Origin of the sequence: Alteromonas aquimaris (genome assembly GCF_026183695.1) — a bacterium.
Taxonomy (GTDB): domain Bacteria; phylum Pseudomonadota; class Gammaproteobacteria; order Enterobacterales; family Alteromonadaceae; genus Alteromonas; species Alteromonas aquimaris.
On sequence record NZ_JAPFRD010000006.1, the window covers coordinates 52,210 to 68,335 of the forward strand.

A 16,126-nucleotide genomic window follows, 5' to 3' on the forward strand; every position below is an offset into this window, starting at 1 on the left:
CTTTACACTTTATTGCAGTGGCGTGAACATGCTGTTAGGCAGTTGTGAATTCCGCCAGGATCCGTTGGTAAAGCCGGTGCATAGTTTCCTCTAAATTGACAAGGAAGACCGTCTGTATGGAGGATGGTGAGTGGTTTAACGTATCATTAATTGTGCTAATGCATAAATGTGCAGCTTTGTTCGCAGGGTATCCGAAAACTCCACAGCTTATGCCAGGAAAAGCAATGGATTCCAGCTGGTACTGGTTGGCTAAATCGAGACATTTCTTGTAGCACGATTTTAAAAGTTCGGGTTCGCCGTTGTCCCCCCCGCGCCATACTGGACCCACTGTATGAATGACGTACCGACAAGCAAGGTTAAAGCCGGGAGTGATTTTTGCTTGGCCGGTTTCACACCCATTAAGCGTGCGGCAAAAATCAAGAAGTTCGGGACCAGCAGCACGATGTATCGCGCCATCGACACCACCCCCGCCCAATAAGCTATTGTTTGCGGCATTCACAATCGCATCCACTTTTAGTTGGGTAATATCACCTAGATGAAGTTCGATTCTAGCCAAAGCGGATTACTCTAATTTTCTACAATAACGTTAAAACCACCAAAGATAAGTCTGGAGCCATCAAATGGCATTGGATTGGTGTCGCTGTTCATTCTGGGATCATTCATGACTTTTTTCATGCCGATATTACGAATTTCACGTGAGGGCCATACAATCCAAGAAAACACTACAGTTTCATCAGCCTGACACTGAACCGCCTTTATAAACGACGTTGATTTACCCTCTGGTACATCATCACCCCAACATTCAATCACCTTAAGTGCGCCACACTCTTTGAAGCATTGCGCGGTTAAGGTAGCGTGTTTGATATAGTCTTGTTTTTTGTCAGTAGGTACCGCCGCCACGAAACCGTCTACATAGTCCATGTATGTGCCTGTAACTTATCGTATGAATGAATACAGTATAGGGTGAGTTGGCACGATGTGTTAATTAATCATACCTTAATAAAGCAAGGGAAATCCGTTAAAAAACTACAAATGCTTCTGCATAAAAATACTATGTGGATCGAGTTGATAGTCAGCGAACGGACCACATTCAGTAAAGCCAAACTTCCTATACAATTCATGCGCTGGAGCAAAAAATGCTTGGGTACCTGTTTCAAGGCTTACGGTACGGTAACCGCGTTTTTTACTGATATTAATAAGGTGGCTTAACAAGGCAGAAGCGACACCTTTTCGACGTGCAGCAGCAGATGTCCGCATGGACTTTATTTCCGCGTGCACAGCACTCAGCTCTTTTAACGCCACCACCCCGAGTAAGTGACCCTCTTGCCGCATACTAAAGAATAAAATATTAGGCGCTTTTAGTGCGTTAACGTCTAAGGCGTGGACACATTCAGGTGGAGACGTAGCACGCATATCAATGAGGTGGCTCTCGAGCATTCCCACAATGTCGGGTGCCATCGGATCATCAACGGAGATTGTTTGGTTGAGCATAGATCTACTTAAATAACGCTGTTTCAGTTGTGAATAAGATAAAGAACAATGTTCGCTGAGCAGCGGTGAGGTGAGGTCCCGCTCAGGCTGCGTTCAGCGCGGTTGGTGCTTTTACATATTCTGCCTAGTACTCGCTACTTAGTCCCAAGTAGTGAGTACCTAGTATATATCTCGTGAGGAGGCTGTTGTATAGAAATTTTGTGTAACGGTGCGGGTGATAACGCCGTAAATGAAATAGTGCGTTAGCTGATTTATGCATTTCCCCCCCCCCCCGACCTTTGCCAATTATGCGTTTATTCGGACCCATTTCACTCTGCATAAGGCGGTTGCTTTAAAAGCCAGTTAATCGAGAATCATTTACTGTAATGCCGGATAACGGCTACTCTGCCCTCATCAAGCTCCAGTACATCTACGGAACGATAATCAAGGGAGGTGGCTTGCTGTGTATCCGGATGAACACCAGTGACCACCGTATGGTACTGAATGACGATGACATTGTGGCCCACCATTACTTTTTCGAGGGTGGCCTGATAAGACGTGGTGGAACCTAAGTAATGCAACAAGCCTTTTTTCAACTCTGCTTTGCCGCCAGCGGTACGCAGACCGCTAGTCACATAGGGCAGGTGTTGATAGCCGACATCATCCGTAAGTAAAGCTAAATAGGCGTCTAGCTCTTCTTCGCTTGCATCGGGCATTTGGGTAGCCTCCCATGCTTTAAAGTAGTGTTGGGCAAAAGTGCTACCAGACGCATCATCCATCTCAGCTGTCGCAGCCAACACCCAGACTAAACCCCAAAGCAAAACGAATACCCGCATAAGATAAACTTCCTAATAGTAAGTAAGGGCTTCAGCCTTACCAGCAAAAATCCGATATACTAATAAGGTATAGGCCAAGATACAGGGTACAACGATTACAATCCCCACTAGCAGGAAGCGCAACGAGTCTGCTGAACTGATGGCATCCTGAATGGTCATTTCACCGGGTACCACATACGGATAGTAACTGATGGCAAAGGCAGCGAAGCACAGACTGAACACTACAAGTGCAATAGCAAAAGGAAGCCAATCAGCGCGGCCTTTATACTCAGGCAATTTTTTCAGTGAAACCGCGCACCCGCTTAGTAGGATAAAGCAGGCAATAGGAATGGCGGCTAGGTAATATCCTGTTGGAGCCGATAGCCACATTTCTCTTACATCATCGTGTAGGGTGAGGTTTGCCAGACTCACTGCACTGATTCCCAGTGCTAGCGCCAAAAGGCCACGCTTTGCCCATTTAAAGGCCTTTTCCTGAAGTTCGCCTTCGGTTTTTAAGATTAGCCAGCACGAGCCAATAAATGCGTAAGCAGCAGACACGCCTACTGCTGAAAGCAGAGCAAATCCTTGCGCCCATAAATCAGTCCGTAGCCCGGTTACATAAATACCCAGCATATAGCCTTGGGTCAGGGTGACCACTAAGGATCCATATTTGAAAGACAAATCCCACTTACGTTTTTTGACCTGTGCCACTTTCGCTCTAAAGTCGAACGATACGCCGCGCATGATCAGGCCTAAAAGCATGAACGTTGCGGGTAGATACAAAGTCTGTAAGAATCGATTGTGCGCATCAGGAAAGGCAAATAACAGAATTCCTACAGCAAGCACTAACCAGGTTTCGTTAGCATCCCAATATGGCCCGATGGACGAAATCATCGTGTCGCGAAAGGGTTCATGACGTGGGGGTAACAAGATGCCAACTCCCAAATCGTATCCGTCCAGAATAGCGTAGAGTAAAACCGCTAATCCGAAGACACCTATATAAATATTCCCCAGGGTCTCTAACGATAAACTTTCAAATAGCATAAAACCTCCTAAGTATTTGCCGGGGACATACGACTGGCTTTGGCCATTTCGCGCTCTTCTGAGGTTATCTCTTCTATTTCAACTGCTCTTCGCGCCATGAGACCAAGCGTACCAATATAGGAAACTAACAGAAGTAGATAGATCAGTGCATAAAGTGTAAAGGACAGCCCCACATTGGAAGCAGGAACGGTGGTGACGGCATCTTCAGTAAGCAGTACACCGTTTACCAGATATGGCTGGCGTCCTACTTCTGTAACATACCAGCCGGCTAAGGTGGCAATCCAGCCGCTAAACGTCATCCCAGCTAATACTTTATTGCCCCACCGAGGCAGGCTTTTATGTCTGAGCAGTATGGCGCTGCTTAACCAGGAAACCAGCAACATTAATAACCCCATCCCTACCATGATTCGGAAACTGTAGAAGACTGGGGCCACGGGCGGATGTTTGTCAGGAAAGTCGTTTAAGCCTTTTAATTCACCCTCCATGTCATGTGTCAAAATAAAGCTGGCCAGTTTCGGGATTTCGACTGAGAATCGATTCTCTCGGCGCTCTTCGTCAGGATAAGCAAACAGCACTAAGGGTGCCCCAGTCTCTGTTTCCCATAACGCTTCCATGGCGGCTACTTTTTGTGGCTGATGTTTCACTGTATTCAAACCATGTAAGTCACCAGCCAGTATCTGCAAGGGAATTAATATGGCAGCGGTATACATTCCCGTGCGCACGGCAATCTTAGGGGCAAGTTTGTTATCACCCTGTAATTGGCGATACGCGGCTAAGCCGGCAATCAGAAAGCTTGCGGTGAGTCCTGATGCCAACAGCATGTGGGTTAGGCGGTAAGGAAAAGAGGGCGTAAATATGATATCCCACCAATCTTTGGCATAGACCACACCATCAATTATTTCATGGCCTTGGGGGGTATGCATCCAGCTGTTTAACGCAATGATCCAGAACGCCGACACAGTGGTGCCGAATGCAACCAGTAAGGTTGAAAGCGTGTGAAACCAGTTAGGTACTTTCCTGATACCAAATAGCATGATCCCTAAGAATGTCGCCTCAAGGAAAAATGCGGTGAGTACTTCGTAACCTAATAGTGGGCCCGCAACATTTCCCACCTTCTCCATGAAACCGGGCCAATTAGTGCCAAACTGGAATGACATGGTGACGCCACTCACTACCCCCAGTGCGAAGGTTAACGCAAAAACTCTTACCCAGAACCGGTAAAGTCTCATCCACACCGGGTGACGGGTGAAGGTAAAGCGTAGTTTAAAATAAAACAGGAACCAGCCGAGTGCGATGGTGATGGTCGGGAACAGAATGTGAAAACTAATGTTCAATGCAAATTGCAGACGAGACAGCAACAATGCGTCCACGATATTCTCCTGTATAAAATTACGGGTTACCTAGTTTGAGCTTGTCTTTAAACTCCAACACTTTGCCTACACTGGCGCCAAGTTTCATCAAGGTGGCAAGCTTGTCAGGCCCAAGTCGTTGTAACTCTTCTGACCAGCGCGTTACTGACTCAAGCAAATCGTGGATCTCATCGAGTTTTTTCTGCGCCTGTTTGTCAGTTGTGTTTGATGGCGTGTCGAGTAAGAGATCACGGAGTAAACTTAAGGTCGGATCAATTTCTCGCTTTTTTCTTTCTTCCAATACGCGGTTAGCGAGCGTCCAAATATCCCCTGCGGCTACAAAAAACTCTTTTCTTTCACCTGGCACAATGTGGAGCTTGACTAACTGCCACGACTGCAATTCCTTGAGACCCATACTGGTGTTACCCCTTGAAATACTGAGGGTGTCGGCGATTTCTTGGGCAGAAATAGGCTTATCATTGAGCACAATAAGCGCCAGAATTTGCCCTACAGTTCGATTAAAGCCCCAACGGCTACCCATCTCGCCAAAGTGCATTACAGCGGACATAATAATTGATGACATAACTTTATAATGAAGTTTCAGAAGTTACTGAAAGTTTAGATCCGGATGTTGGAGCTGTCAATGGAAATCCATCGTCTAACTAGTGGGACAAAAAATAAGTATGTCGTTTAGCTCTTCTCATGAATAGGTAACCTGACTGGAGGCCAGAGGAACCGCCGAGGCTCGGGAATATGGACCGTATTATCACCCTGACAGCGAAACCACCAAAAGGACTTCTCCCTTTTAACCGAAGAGGAAAAACAAGGGGGCGCCGGCGTCATCACGATAACGGAAATGACCCTGCCGGCATCCTACGTTGATAACGTTCGACAGACGCTGCCTAAGGAGTCGACGGAGTGTTTTCAAGTAATTTTACTATGGACGGGGTGCCTTTCGATTTGGCGAGTTCCACCAGATGGCTCTTTTGCACTTCATCTAAGAGTTCATTAGTTAGTAAAAGCCTAATCCGATCGTTATCATGTTCTAAGATAGCATCTTGCAATGCGGCAATTTCTTTAGGGATGTTATTTTCGTATTCAGTAGGGTCAGTTTCAGCAGACATTGTTTACTCCAGCGGCTAAATATGACTTTATACTGATTCACCAAGCGTAAGGTTTTAAATGTCACCATTGACGCATCATACGACTGTAAATGGTTTCATCTAATAAACTTTTTCTTTCTTCGCGGGGACGGGCGGGTAGTAAAGCCATAACGTCTTCCCACGACGAGACTTTATTACCATCAATAATGTAGGAGGGTGAAGCCGCTGGTGGAGTGTTATCTAGCGCATATGCGTCATTTCGTTGGGGAGCTAAACTGTTGTCACTTAATAAATCAGCAGAGCTTATATATTCGGCATGACCATCATTGTCGGTGTCTTTAAGTAACCAGGTGATCTGAAGTAGGCGATTATATGTGCCATCCCTCTGCATTTGTACAATCGCCTTGTTAAATTTATTAAGAATGTCTTTAGCGCCAGCAATACTCTCTCTTATTGCCACGGTGAAATGCGCGGTTAACAAAGGTGTGGGTGAAGAAAAAAGTGGCGTTTCACCATGTTCGCTAAGTAACAGATTAAATTCATTCAGAAGCAGGCTGGAGGTAATCAGAAGCGTTGAGCGGCCGTCCGCTAGCTGTTTGAATGCATCAAACGTATCGGGATTGCGAGACCATTTTATTGCTTTTTCCAAACGTAATTGGTCAGTGTTGACAAAACGGTTCTCGATGGCAATTCGACCATCCTGCAAATGAGCCAACGTACGAATATCCTTTACAAATGGACGCTTGCTCACGGCGACCAGATAAAGAGGAAGGTATGGGGCGGAATAAACGAAATTATCTTTTTTGCGATCTAAGGTGAGAAAGGCAAAATCACCGTCAAGGGATTCATTGCTAAGCCCACTGCCTAAGAACGCAGGGCGCATGACGGATAAATTTGCCTCAATCTGGCTTCGTTTTAATGCTTCCTTTATCAAGTCATTAAGTCTTCCAATGCCGTCGTTTTGACTTACGTAGGTAGAAAAAGGTACAGATGCCAATTGAAGTTCAGAATTCGCTACTGCGCTAAATAAGAGACAAAGTAACCAGCTGAAGATTATTCCAGTTTTCTGTATACCGATGAACTTCGTTATTTGATTACTCATCTATTTAGCCTAAATAAACGCAAATGCATCACCAAAAATATCTCGGGGGTTTAATTGATGTTGTCTAAAATCATCGCGAGCAGCCTTAGCCATTTCAAAACGTCCGGCAATATACACGTGGCAGTTTCGCATATCGGTAAAGTCTTTCATCACTGCGTGATGCACGTAACCGGTGTGTCCGGTCCAGCTGCTGTCGGCATCTTCAATTACAGGAACATAGGTGAAATGGCGGTGCAGCGTAGCAAGCTGCTTCATTTTGTCTGACATATACAAGTCGCTATGCGTTTTGCCACCCCAATACAAATGAATTTGGTTGTCATGTTCTTCATGCAGGAACTGCTGCAAGATAGAGTGGGTATAGGAGAAACCCGTACCGCCGGCAATTAGGATGATGTCTTTATCGGTGTACCGCAAAAATGCATCGCCATGGCCGCCACTTATCTTAATAACACCGTCTCGGCGCATTTTTTCTAATACTTCAAAGGCGTAGGTATTGGCTTTGTCTGCACCAATGTGCAGTTCAATCTGCTCATGGTCATAGGCAGGGCTGGCAATAGAAAATGGACGTTTATCATCTTTGCCCATATGCACCAGGATATACTGACCAGCCTTAAATTCGAGGTGCGCTTGAGGTCGCAACACAACTTTGAAGACCGAGTCCGTGAGAGGCGTAATCGCGCTGACCTGACATTCAATTTCTGACATTAATTTTCAACTTTAAATAACATTGTTCTGATGATTCCCACTTCACTGACAATCGAGCTGCTAATCCGCTGTGGATTTTGCGTCCTGCATGATACCAAGTTCATCCCAGATGTCATCTACCCTGGCTTTAACTTCTTCATCCATGACAATAGGCACACCCCATTCCCGATCCGTTTCACCCGGGAATTTATTTGTCGCATCCATTCCCATTTTAGAACCTAATCCGGAAACGGGCGATGCAAAGTCGAGGTAATCGATGGGAGTATTTTCAACCAGTAGCGTGTCACGGGCCGGATCCATGCGCGTGGTAATGGCCCAGATTACGTCATTCCAATCTCTGGCGTTTACGTCATCGTCACACACGATAACAAATTTGGTGTACATAAATTGCCGCAGAAACGACCATACTCCCATCATGACCCGCTTTGCATGGCCAGGATACTGCTTTTTCATGGTGACAACGGCCAAGCGATAAGAGCAGCCTTCAGGTGGTAAATAGAAGTCGACAATCTCGGGAAACTGCTTACGTAGTATGGGTACGAAAACCTCATTTAACGCCACTCCAAGTATAGCGGGCTCATCGGGTGGGCGTCCTGTATAAGTAGAATGATAAATGGGGGAGCGACGATGAGTAATGTGAGTGACAGTAAAGACAGGGAAGGTATCGACTTCATTATAATAGCCAGTATGATCCCCATAAGGCCCTTCCGGTGCAGTTTCGTCTTGGGCAATGTAGCCCTCAAGCACAATTTCCGCGCTGGCAGGCACCTGTAAGTCATTGCTGATGGATTTAACTACTTCGGTTTTCTCACCTCTGAGTAACCCCGCGAACGCATATTCTGATAAGGAATCTGGGACCGGGGTAACAGCGCCTAAGATTGTCGCGGGATCTGCGCCTAATGCAACTGAGACCGGGTAAGGCTCGCCTGGATGGGCTTCACACCACTCCCTAAAATCAAGCGCGCCGCCACGGTGAGAAAGCCAGCGCATGATAAGTTTATTTTTTCCAATCACCTGTTGACGGTAGATGCCAAGATTTTGCCGCTTTTTATTTGGACCTTTGGTCACGGTCAGACCCCAGGTAATCAGGGGAGCGACATCGCCGGGCCAACAGCGTTGAATTGGAAGCATTGACAAATCCACTTCATCACCTGACATGACCACTTCCTGGCAAGGGGCTTTTTTCAGCTCTTTAGCGGGCATATTCAGCACTTGCTTGAATACGGGTAACTTATCCCATAAATCCTTCATGCCCTTCGGTGGCTCCGGCTCTTTCAAATACGCCAGTAACTCACCCACTTCCCGCAAAGCAGCAACGGAAGTCTGGCCCATTCCCAATGCCACCCGTTCGGATGTCCCAAACAGATTGGTCAACACGGGGATAGTGCTGCCTTTAGGATTTTCAAACAACAACGCTGGACCGCCGGCGCGCAGGGTGCGATCGGCAATTTCAGTCATTTCCAAGTCAGGATCGATCTCCCTCTCAATTCGCTTGAGTTCACCTTGCTTTTCAAGCTGTTGTATAAAATCCCGCAGATCTTTGTACTTCATTTGAACACTGTTGCCCTTACGACTACTCTTTATCAGGAGTATATCATTGAAAATTCAGTTTATCTGAGACTTAATCTATGAAACTAACAGGGGTCGCTGCATCACTAGTCGTTGTCAGCCTTAGCTTAACAACATTTAACGCATTGCATGCACTGCTAAAGCATATAATGACTTTGATTTCTGGCTTGGCACATGGCAAGTGGCAACGGCAGATGGGGAAATAGCCGGCCACAATCGGATCGAGAAATCATTTAATAACTGTGTGGTGACTGAACACTATAAAACTAAAGAGGGGCCGTACGGAACCAGCCTCAATATTTACGATCATACTACGGACAAGTGGTATCAAACGTGGGTGGATAAAACCGGCCTACGTTTGCAGTTGTCAGGAGGGCTGCACGGTAAATCTATGGTTTTAACTGGAAAAACAATGACTAAGGAAGGAGCGATGAGGCAACATAAAATAAGCTGGACACCGCAGCAAAATGGTAGTGTGATACAACATTGGGAAATGCGAAAAGCCGAAGATGAGAATTGGCAAATGTTGTTTAAAGGTATCTATACTAAATTGTAGTATTGAGGTCCTACAATATATGAAGTAGTAGGACACGTATTGCGGCGTTAATTTGCCTGTTTTCATCCCAAAATTGCCGGTAGAAGAGGAATAAGCGATGAGCATGTTTGATGCTGATATGACAGAAGAGTTAAATTTATTATTAAAATTTCCCGATGATAGCCTGCATCAAGGCTTGAAAATACATCACGACGCCAGTCAGGCGATGGTGAGTGCTGCTTCGCGCTTGTATGCGAAAGGGGTCATCACTCAGCCAGATGGAGGCTATTTGACCGATTTAGGCGTGGATATTGCAGAGCAACTCAGACGAATTCAGTCAGCGTTATCGACCAAGTTTAATTAATCGACTGGATAAACTACATTATTCCAAGGTGCAGCACTGCCAAGTGAACCGAGGTATCTTTTTGTATTGAGAGTGGCATGGCATTAAAAAAGTTGTATTTAAGTATTCTCACCCTGTTTTCGCTGGCTTTACCCAATGCGGTAAGTGCACAGGATATCAAAGCGGTTCAACTCTATACCCAGGATGAGTTGCTTAAAATGATTGCGGAAAATTCTCACCTAACGCGCGTCGTTGAGGATCGCTGCCAACTCGTACAAGATATCGAAGCACGAGCAGAGGTTTTAAAAGTACCTGCTTATCAATTTTTATGGGGAGACATGCTAGCTTGGGGTGTGTGCATTGATGCGGACCCTAAGCGTGGTATCGATTTTATGGCTGCGGCTGCCAAACAGGGCTTACCTGAGGCGTTAGAACAATTAGGCCGTTATTATGCGAAAGGCACATTGGTCCAGGAAGATAAAAGTCGAGCTGTGGTTTATTTGAGAGAAGCTGCGGCATTAGGTAACCTAAAGGCACAAATTCAGCTGGCAGAACTTTTTATAGATGGACATGGCAGCCCATATGATTACGAAGAGGCTTATCACTGGCTGTATAACGCAGTCACAGATGATAAAAAGGTTCATGTTCGCATTGCCAGCTATTTACAGGCGTTGGAAAAGTTGATGCACCCCAAAGCGATTCGTGCGGCACGACGTCCACTAGATAATTAAACTCAATTTATTTCACTTACCCGCATTTGTCTTGGTATTGTCACTTGACTGTTTGAACGGGAGTGGCGATCATTAGTGCATTGTACTATTCCAATACGTCCAATTAATCATTGTATAATCAAAAGGTGAACAAATATTCATGAGCGACGATCCGCATTTTGAACGAGAGCAAGCAAAATACGAAAACCCGGTCGCCAGCCGTGAATTTTTACTCAAGGTACTCAACGAAAGTGAGCGGCCTTTGTCCTTTCTGGAAATTTGTAATGAAGTTAATGCGCAAGACGAGGACAGCCGTATAGGTATCCAGCGTCGTTTGCGCGCGATGGAACGTGAAGGCCAGGTAGAATTTACTAAGCATAAGAAATACGCGCCCGGCGATCAGTCAGCGCTTATCCGCGGAAAAATCATCGGGCATAGAGATGGCTACGCGTTTCTACGTCCCCAGGATAACTCTGGCGACTTATTCATCAGTAAAGGTCAAATGCAGCTCTTTCTGCACGATGATGAAGTTGAAGCGAAACAAAGCGGCACTGACCGTCGAGGACGCAGAGAAGCCTATATTACCCAGGTCATTACCCCCCGTGAGGAGCCTATTGTCGGCCGCTATTTTACGGAACAAGGGATTGGCGTGGTGATCCCTGATGACAGTCGGATTAATCACGAAATTATCATTCCACCCGAACACGTAAACGGGGCCAGGATGGGGCAGGTGGTGGTAGTTGAGATTACTCAACGTCCGCGCCGCCGCGTCAATCCTGTGGGTAAAATAATCGAAGTGCTGGGCGAGCACTTAGCGCCAGGCATGGAAATAGAAATGGCGTTACGCACCTTCGATATTCCCCATGTATGGCCTAAAGCAGTGGAAAAACAAGTTGAAAATTTAGACGACCAGGTGCCAGAAAAAGCGAAAGACGGTCGTGTAGACTTAAGACAACTTCCTCTTGTAACCATTGATGGTGAAGATGCCCGAGATTTTGATGACGCAGTTTTCTGTGAACCGTTAGATAATGGTGGTTGGCAGCTATGGGTAGCCATAGCAGATGTCAGTTACTATGTGCGTCCGGGTAATGCACTTGACACCGAAGCTCTAAACCGAGGGAACTCTGTATATTTCCCTGAACAGGTAATCCCTATGCTACCTGAGGTGTTATCAAACGGTTTGTGCTCCTTGAATCCCCAGGTGGATCGGTTGTGCATGGTCTGCGAAATGACCATCGGCAGTAATGGAAAGCTGCAATCCTATCAATTTTACGAGGCGGTGATGAATTCACACGCTCGACTCACTTATAACAAAGTTTGGCGTATCTTGGAAGGCGATAAAGATCTTCATCAACGATACGAGCCACACGTGCCACATCTGCGCAATTTACACGAGTTGTATCGGACGTTGAAGAAAGCTCGGGCGCAGCGCGGTGCAATTGAGTTTGAGACACAGGAAAGTAAATTTGTTTTCAACGCTCAGCGTAAGATAGAGAATATCGTTCCACTCACACGCAATGATGCGCATAAAATCATCGAGGAGTGTATGATTTTGGCGAATGTGAGTGCGGCTAAATTCTTAGAGAAGCACAAAGCGCCGGCCTTGTACCGGGTTCATGATAAACCCGATGCTGACAGACTTACTGCATTTATCGCCTACTTGAGCGAAGTGGGTATTCCACATCAAATTCGCGAAGATGCAAAGCCAGCCGACTTTACCGATGTGGTGCTTAAAACCCAACAGCGTCCGGATCAGGAATTGATTCAAACCATGCTGTTGCGCTCAATGAAGCAGGCAATTTATGATGGCGACAATATTGGTCATTTCGGTCTGGCACTAGATGCCTACGCCCATTTTACTTCGCCTATTAGACGCTACCCCGACCTAGTTGTGCACCGGGCTATAAAAGGTATCTTAGCCAAGCAGAAACTGAACGTGGCGGGTGCAAAAGCGTATACTGAGGAAGAGATAGAACAACTCGGTGAGCAGTGTTCAATGACTGAACGCCGCGCAGACGATGCCACGCGAGATGTAGCTGACTGGCTTAAATGCGAATTCATGCAAGACCATGTGGGGGCAACATTTGAGGGGGTGGTTAGCTCAGTCACCAATTTTGGGCTTTTTGTAAGGTTAACTGAATACCATATTGATGGTTTAATTCACATCACCTCACTGGATAACGATTTCTATCATTATGATAATGTTAAACAGTGTTTGTTGGGTGAACAATCCGGCACTCAATTCAGACTGGGTGATGAACTTATGGTGAAAGTCGCTGCGGTTAACTTGGATGAACGTAAAATTGACTTGGTGTTGGATAATAAACTGTTAAAGAGTAACAAGGGTCGCAAAGTTACCGTAAAAACGGCAAAGAAAAAACCGCGTCGTCCCTCAGAAGATAAAAGTAAAAAAACTGCTCGCAAGCCAACAAAAGCTAAAGGAAAAAAACGATAAATGGCCCAACAAGAATGGTTATACGGCATCCATGCATTATCCGCTGTGGTAGCTAAGGAACCCGAGCGGTTAATCGAGGTACTGGTCCTCAAGGGCCGCGATGATGACCGTTTACATGCATTGATCAATGAAATTCGACGCCTGGGTATCAGTCTTCAGTTTTGTCATCGCAAGGTATTAGATGCCAAAGTGGAAGGGGAACAACATCAGGGGATAGTTGCTCGAGCTAAACCAGCAAAAGCATTAACCGAAAATGATCTTGATGAAATCCTGCGTACGCATAAACAACCCTTCTTATTAATCCTTGATGGAATTACTGATCCACATAACCTTGGTGCATGTTTGCGAAGCGCCGATGCTGCCGGGGTGCATGCAGTGATTGCACCAAAGGATAAATCAGCAAGTTTGACGGGCACGGTGAGAAAGGTGGCCTGTGGAGCAGCAGAAAGTATTCCGTTTATTCAGGTTACCAACCTGGCCCGAACATTACAGGATCTGCAATCAAAAGGGGTCTGGGTGATAGGAACCGCAGGTGAAACTGATAAATCAGTGTTTGATTGCAAGCTTAGTGGACCGCTGGCTCTGGTGATGGGAGCAGAAGGGAAAGGGATGCGCCGTCTAACTAAAGAGCGTTGTGACGAGTTGGTTAAATTGCCCATGGCTGGCAGCGTGTCCAGCTTAAATGTGTCGGTTGCTACAGGAATATGCCTTTACGAAGCAGTAAGGCAACGCCAACAATAAACTATCCATTAGCTGGTTAATATTTGTACATATATCTTTACGAATTCATTTCTTTTTGTAATAAATTGTTAAAAAACGTTACTGATTTTTTATGATTTATACATTACGCTAATTTCTCGCATTTATTTTTTATCTGTATTCAATAAACTGTAGCTTATATGTCATTGCATCGTTGCATCAACATATTCGCAACACATGTCACTTAAAATTGGGTGGGCTTAAACGCATTAGTCATCCTGCAGCATTCCTGGCAAATCTTGTCGTAACAGGAAATTAATTAGCAAACTAAATTAGCAACGCACGCCTAGCGCGTGGTCGCACCATTCTTCCTTAAACGGAAGCTGCTGCTAACGTACAGCAGAAAACTGGTCTGACAGACGTGGTTTTTGCTTATGAGACAACCAAGGAGTGGTTGCGGTACTTCCTGAGCTTAGTCAAATGCCAGGCCACTCACTCAAGCCCTGAAAATTAGCACCAATTAAAGAGTGCGGGCGGTTAACAACAAGTAACAAGTTAGGAACATCAATGAAGGAAATTAACCCTTTAACCAAACAAGCAGCTCTCGCTGCAACCCTTACACTTTTAAGTGTATCAGTAGGCGCTGCAGTCAATAAGCCTGTTGAAGTAAAAAACCAACCACAAGATATGCGTACTTTGCTAAAAGAGCGCTTTGAAATGTCGCGACAAGAGCTTGCGGAAGAGCGCTATATTATTGAGTTTAAAGAGGACGCGAAAGACGTATCGGTGATGCAAGATGGTACCCCTCAAAGTAACGGCAAAGGAAAAGGTGTCTTCAATGCCAATGCAGCGAAATCGTTTGTCAATAAAATGGGCGCTAAAGCCAAGAAAGTGCTTAGTGAGCAACGAATGGTAGCGGCAACCATGAATCGAAGTGTACTCAATAAACTTCGTAACAATCCGAATGTCGCTAATATATCACTCGACGCGAAGAGAAAACCGCTGGCGCAAACTGTGCCCTACGGCTACAACATGGTGCAAGCAAATCAGTTGTCACAGAATAACACCAGCGCAAGAAAAGTCTGTGTCATTGATACAGGTTATAACTTGGGGCACCCAGACTTACCTGATCAGAATAATGGTGTGACAGGGGAATCTAACACAACTGCTGTAGGCAACTGGTACAACGATGGTAATGGCCACGGCACCCATGTGGCCGGCACAATTGCCGCTTATGACAATACGCAAGGTGTCATCGGCGTTTATCCTGGTGTCAATCTGCATATTGTTAAAATTTTTGATGATAATGGGAACTGGACCTTTTCATCGGATTTGATTGCCGCAATCAACCAATGTAAAAGTGCAGGTGCGAACGTTGTCAATATGAGCTTAGGCGGTAGTTCTTCGTCAACCGCTGAACGCAATGCGATGAATGGATTTGAAGCAGACGGCATCTTACTGGTCGCCGCGGCAGGTAACAGTGGTAATAGCTCATTGTCCTATCCTGCTTCTTACGATGCGGTAATGTCAGTTGCAGCAGTGGGCTCAAATGAGAGCAGAGCAAGTTACTCTCAGTATAACTCGCAAGTAGAAATCGCTGCACCAGGGAGTTCTGTTTATTCTACCTATCCTACCAATACTTACGCAACGCTAAGCGGTACATCTATGGCCACGCCTCACGTGGCGGGCGCGTCGGCGCTGGTGTGGAGCTTCTTCCCGCAGTGTACGAACACGCAGATCCGAGCTGCCATTAATGCTACCGCAAAAGACAAGGGAACGGCGGGCCGCGATAATTTCTATGGCTATGGCATCATTCAGGTTGCAGATGCATATGACTATCTTAATACACACGGCTGCAGCGGAAGTGGCGGTGGTGGTGGCGGCGGTGGTGTAGAGCCCGTGTCCGGCCAGCTTACCAACCTCTCAGGATCCTGGGGCACGTGGAAGCGTTATACATGGGATATACCTGCTGGCGTCACTACCATGACGGTCTCCATTTCCGGTGGGACGGGAGATGCGGACCTCTATATGCGGTTAGGCGCTCAGCCCACCACTTCAAGTTGGGATTGTCGTCCTTATAAAAACGGCAATAATGAAACCTGTACCTTCACTAACCCGTCGTCGGGTACCTGGCATATCGGCATCCGCGCCTATTCATCCTATAGCGGGGTGACGATGGATTATTCTTACGAATAAACGCTCGTGTTGCAGTCACTATATTACAAGC

The 16,126-nt window shown here is 46.0% G+C and carries 17 protein-coding genes; 6 read left to right on the plus strand and 11 right to left on the minus strand.

Annotated elements, in window-relative coordinates; translation table 11 throughout:
* Window positions 1–34: 34 nt before the first annotated feature.
* From OPS25_RS05835 to ubiD, 11 genes are all read right to left on the minus strand, one after another.
* Complete coding sequence (locus OPS25_RS05835) at window positions 35–556, minus strand: O-acetyl-ADP-ribose deacetylase (protein WP_265616716.1); 522 nt, start codon at window positions 554–556, stop codon at window positions 35–37.
* Window positions 557–567: 11 nt separating this feature from the next.
* Window positions 568–921 (minus strand): DUF1428 domain-containing protein, encoded by a 354-nt coding sequence (locus OPS25_RS05840; RefSeq protein WP_265616717.1) that lies wholly within the window; start codon window positions 919–921, stop codon window positions 568–570.
* A gap of 105 nt (window positions 922–1,026) precedes the next feature.
* Window positions 1,027–1,491 (minus strand): GNAT family N-acetyltransferase, encoded by a 465-nt coding sequence (locus tag OPS25_RS05845; protein ID WP_265616718.1) that lies wholly within the window; start codon window positions 1,489–1,491, stop codon window positions 1,027–1,029.
* Between the two features lie 353 nt (window positions 1,492–1,844).
* Window positions 1,845–2,306 (minus strand): nuclear transport factor 2 family protein, encoded by a 462-nt coding sequence (locus OPS25_RS05850; RefSeq protein WP_265616719.1) that lies wholly within the window; start codon window positions 2,304–2,306, stop codon window positions 1,845–1,847.
* Between the two features lie 12 nt (window positions 2,307–2,318).
* Entirely contained in the window at window positions 2,319–3,329 is a 1,011-nt protein-coding gene (locus OPS25_RS05855) for a cytochrome d ubiquinol oxidase subunit II (RefSeq protein WP_265616720.1), read from the minus strand.
* 8 nt (window positions 3,330–3,337) lie between these two features.
* Window positions 3,338–4,699, minus strand: a complete 1,362-nt coding sequence (locus tag OPS25_RS05860) for a cytochrome ubiquinol oxidase subunit I (RefSeq protein ID WP_265616721.1) — start codon at window positions 4,697–4,699, stop codon at window positions 3,338–3,340.
* Window positions 4,700–4,718: 19 nt separating this feature from the next.
* The gene (locus OPS25_RS05865) at window positions 4,719–5,261 is read right to left on the minus strand and encodes a GbsR/MarR family transcriptional regulator (RefSeq protein ID WP_265616722.1); all 543 of its coding nucleotides are present in this window, start codon (window positions 5,259–5,261) and stop codon (window positions 4,719–4,721) included.
* 319 nt (window positions 5,262–5,580) lie between these two features.
* Window positions 5,581–5,802, minus strand: a complete 222-nt coding sequence (locus OPS25_RS05870) for a TroA family protein (RefSeq protein ID WP_265616723.1) — start codon at window positions 5,800–5,802, stop codon at window positions 5,581–5,583.
* Window positions 5,803–5,863: 61 nt separating this feature from the next.
* Complete coding sequence (locus OPS25_RS05875) at window positions 5,864–6,883, minus strand: substrate-binding periplasmic protein (RefSeq protein WP_265616724.1); 1,020 nt, start codon at window positions 6,881–6,883, stop codon at window positions 5,864–5,866.
* Window positions 6,884–6,892: 9 nt separating this feature from the next.
* Window positions 6,893–7,588 (minus strand): NAD(P)H-flavin reductase, encoded by a 696-nt coding sequence (gene fre / locus OPS25_RS05880; protein ID WP_265616725.1) that lies wholly within the window; start codon window positions 7,586–7,588, stop codon window positions 6,893–6,895.
* A 60-nt stretch (window positions 7,589–7,648) separates the two neighbouring features.
* Entirely contained in the window at window positions 7,649–9,139 is a 1,491-nt protein-coding gene (gene ubiD, locus OPS25_RS05885; RefSeq protein WP_265616726.1) for a 4-hydroxy-3-polyprenylbenzoate decarboxylase, read from the minus strand.
* A gap of 199 nt (window positions 9,140–9,338) precedes the next feature.
* On the opposite strand from ubiD, the gene OPS25_RS05890 reads away from it, so the two are divergent.
* The 6 genes from OPS25_RS05890 to OPS25_RS05915 all read left to right on the plus strand — a co-directional run bounded on the left by OPS25_RS05890 (window position 9,339) and on the right by OPS25_RS05915 (window position 16,095).
* Complete coding sequence (locus OPS25_RS05890) at window positions 9,339–9,713, plus strand: hypothetical protein (RefSeq protein ID WP_265616727.1); 375 nt, start codon at window positions 9,339–9,341, stop codon at window positions 9,711–9,713.
* Between the two features lie 97 nt (window positions 9,714–9,810).
* Window positions 9,811–10,056 carry a TIGR02647 family protein gene (locus tag OPS25_RS05895; protein ID WP_265616728.1) on the plus strand — a complete coding sequence of 82 codons (246 nt, stop codon included), beginning with the start codon at window positions 9,811–9,813 and terminating at the stop codon, window positions 10,054–10,056.
* 77 nt (window positions 10,057–10,133) lie between these two features.
* Window positions 10,134–10,766 (plus strand): tetratricopeptide repeat protein, encoded by a 633-nt coding sequence (locus tag OPS25_RS05900; RefSeq protein ID WP_265616729.1) that lies wholly within the window; start codon window positions 10,134–10,136, stop codon window positions 10,764–10,766.
* Between the two features lie 139 nt (window positions 10,767–10,905).
* Complete coding sequence (gene rnr / locus OPS25_RS05905; RefSeq protein ID WP_265616730.1) at window positions 10,906–13,200, plus strand: ribonuclease R; 2,295 nt, start codon at window positions 10,906–10,908, stop codon at window positions 13,198–13,200.
* Window positions 13,201–13,941: a 23S rRNA (guanosine(2251)-2'-O)-methyltransferase RlmB gene (rlmB, locus tag OPS25_RS05910; RefSeq protein WP_265616731.1), complete on the plus strand. Its 741-nt coding sequence runs from the start codon at window positions 13,201–13,203 to the stop codon at window positions 13,939–13,941.
* Window positions 13,942–14,466: 525 nt separating this feature from the next.
* Window positions 14,467–16,095, plus strand: coding sequence for a S8 family serine peptidase (locus tag OPS25_RS05915; protein WP_265616732.1), 1,629 nt, complete (start codon window positions 14,467–14,469; stop codon window positions 16,093–16,095).
* Window positions 16,096–16,126 lie beyond the last annotated feature (31 nt).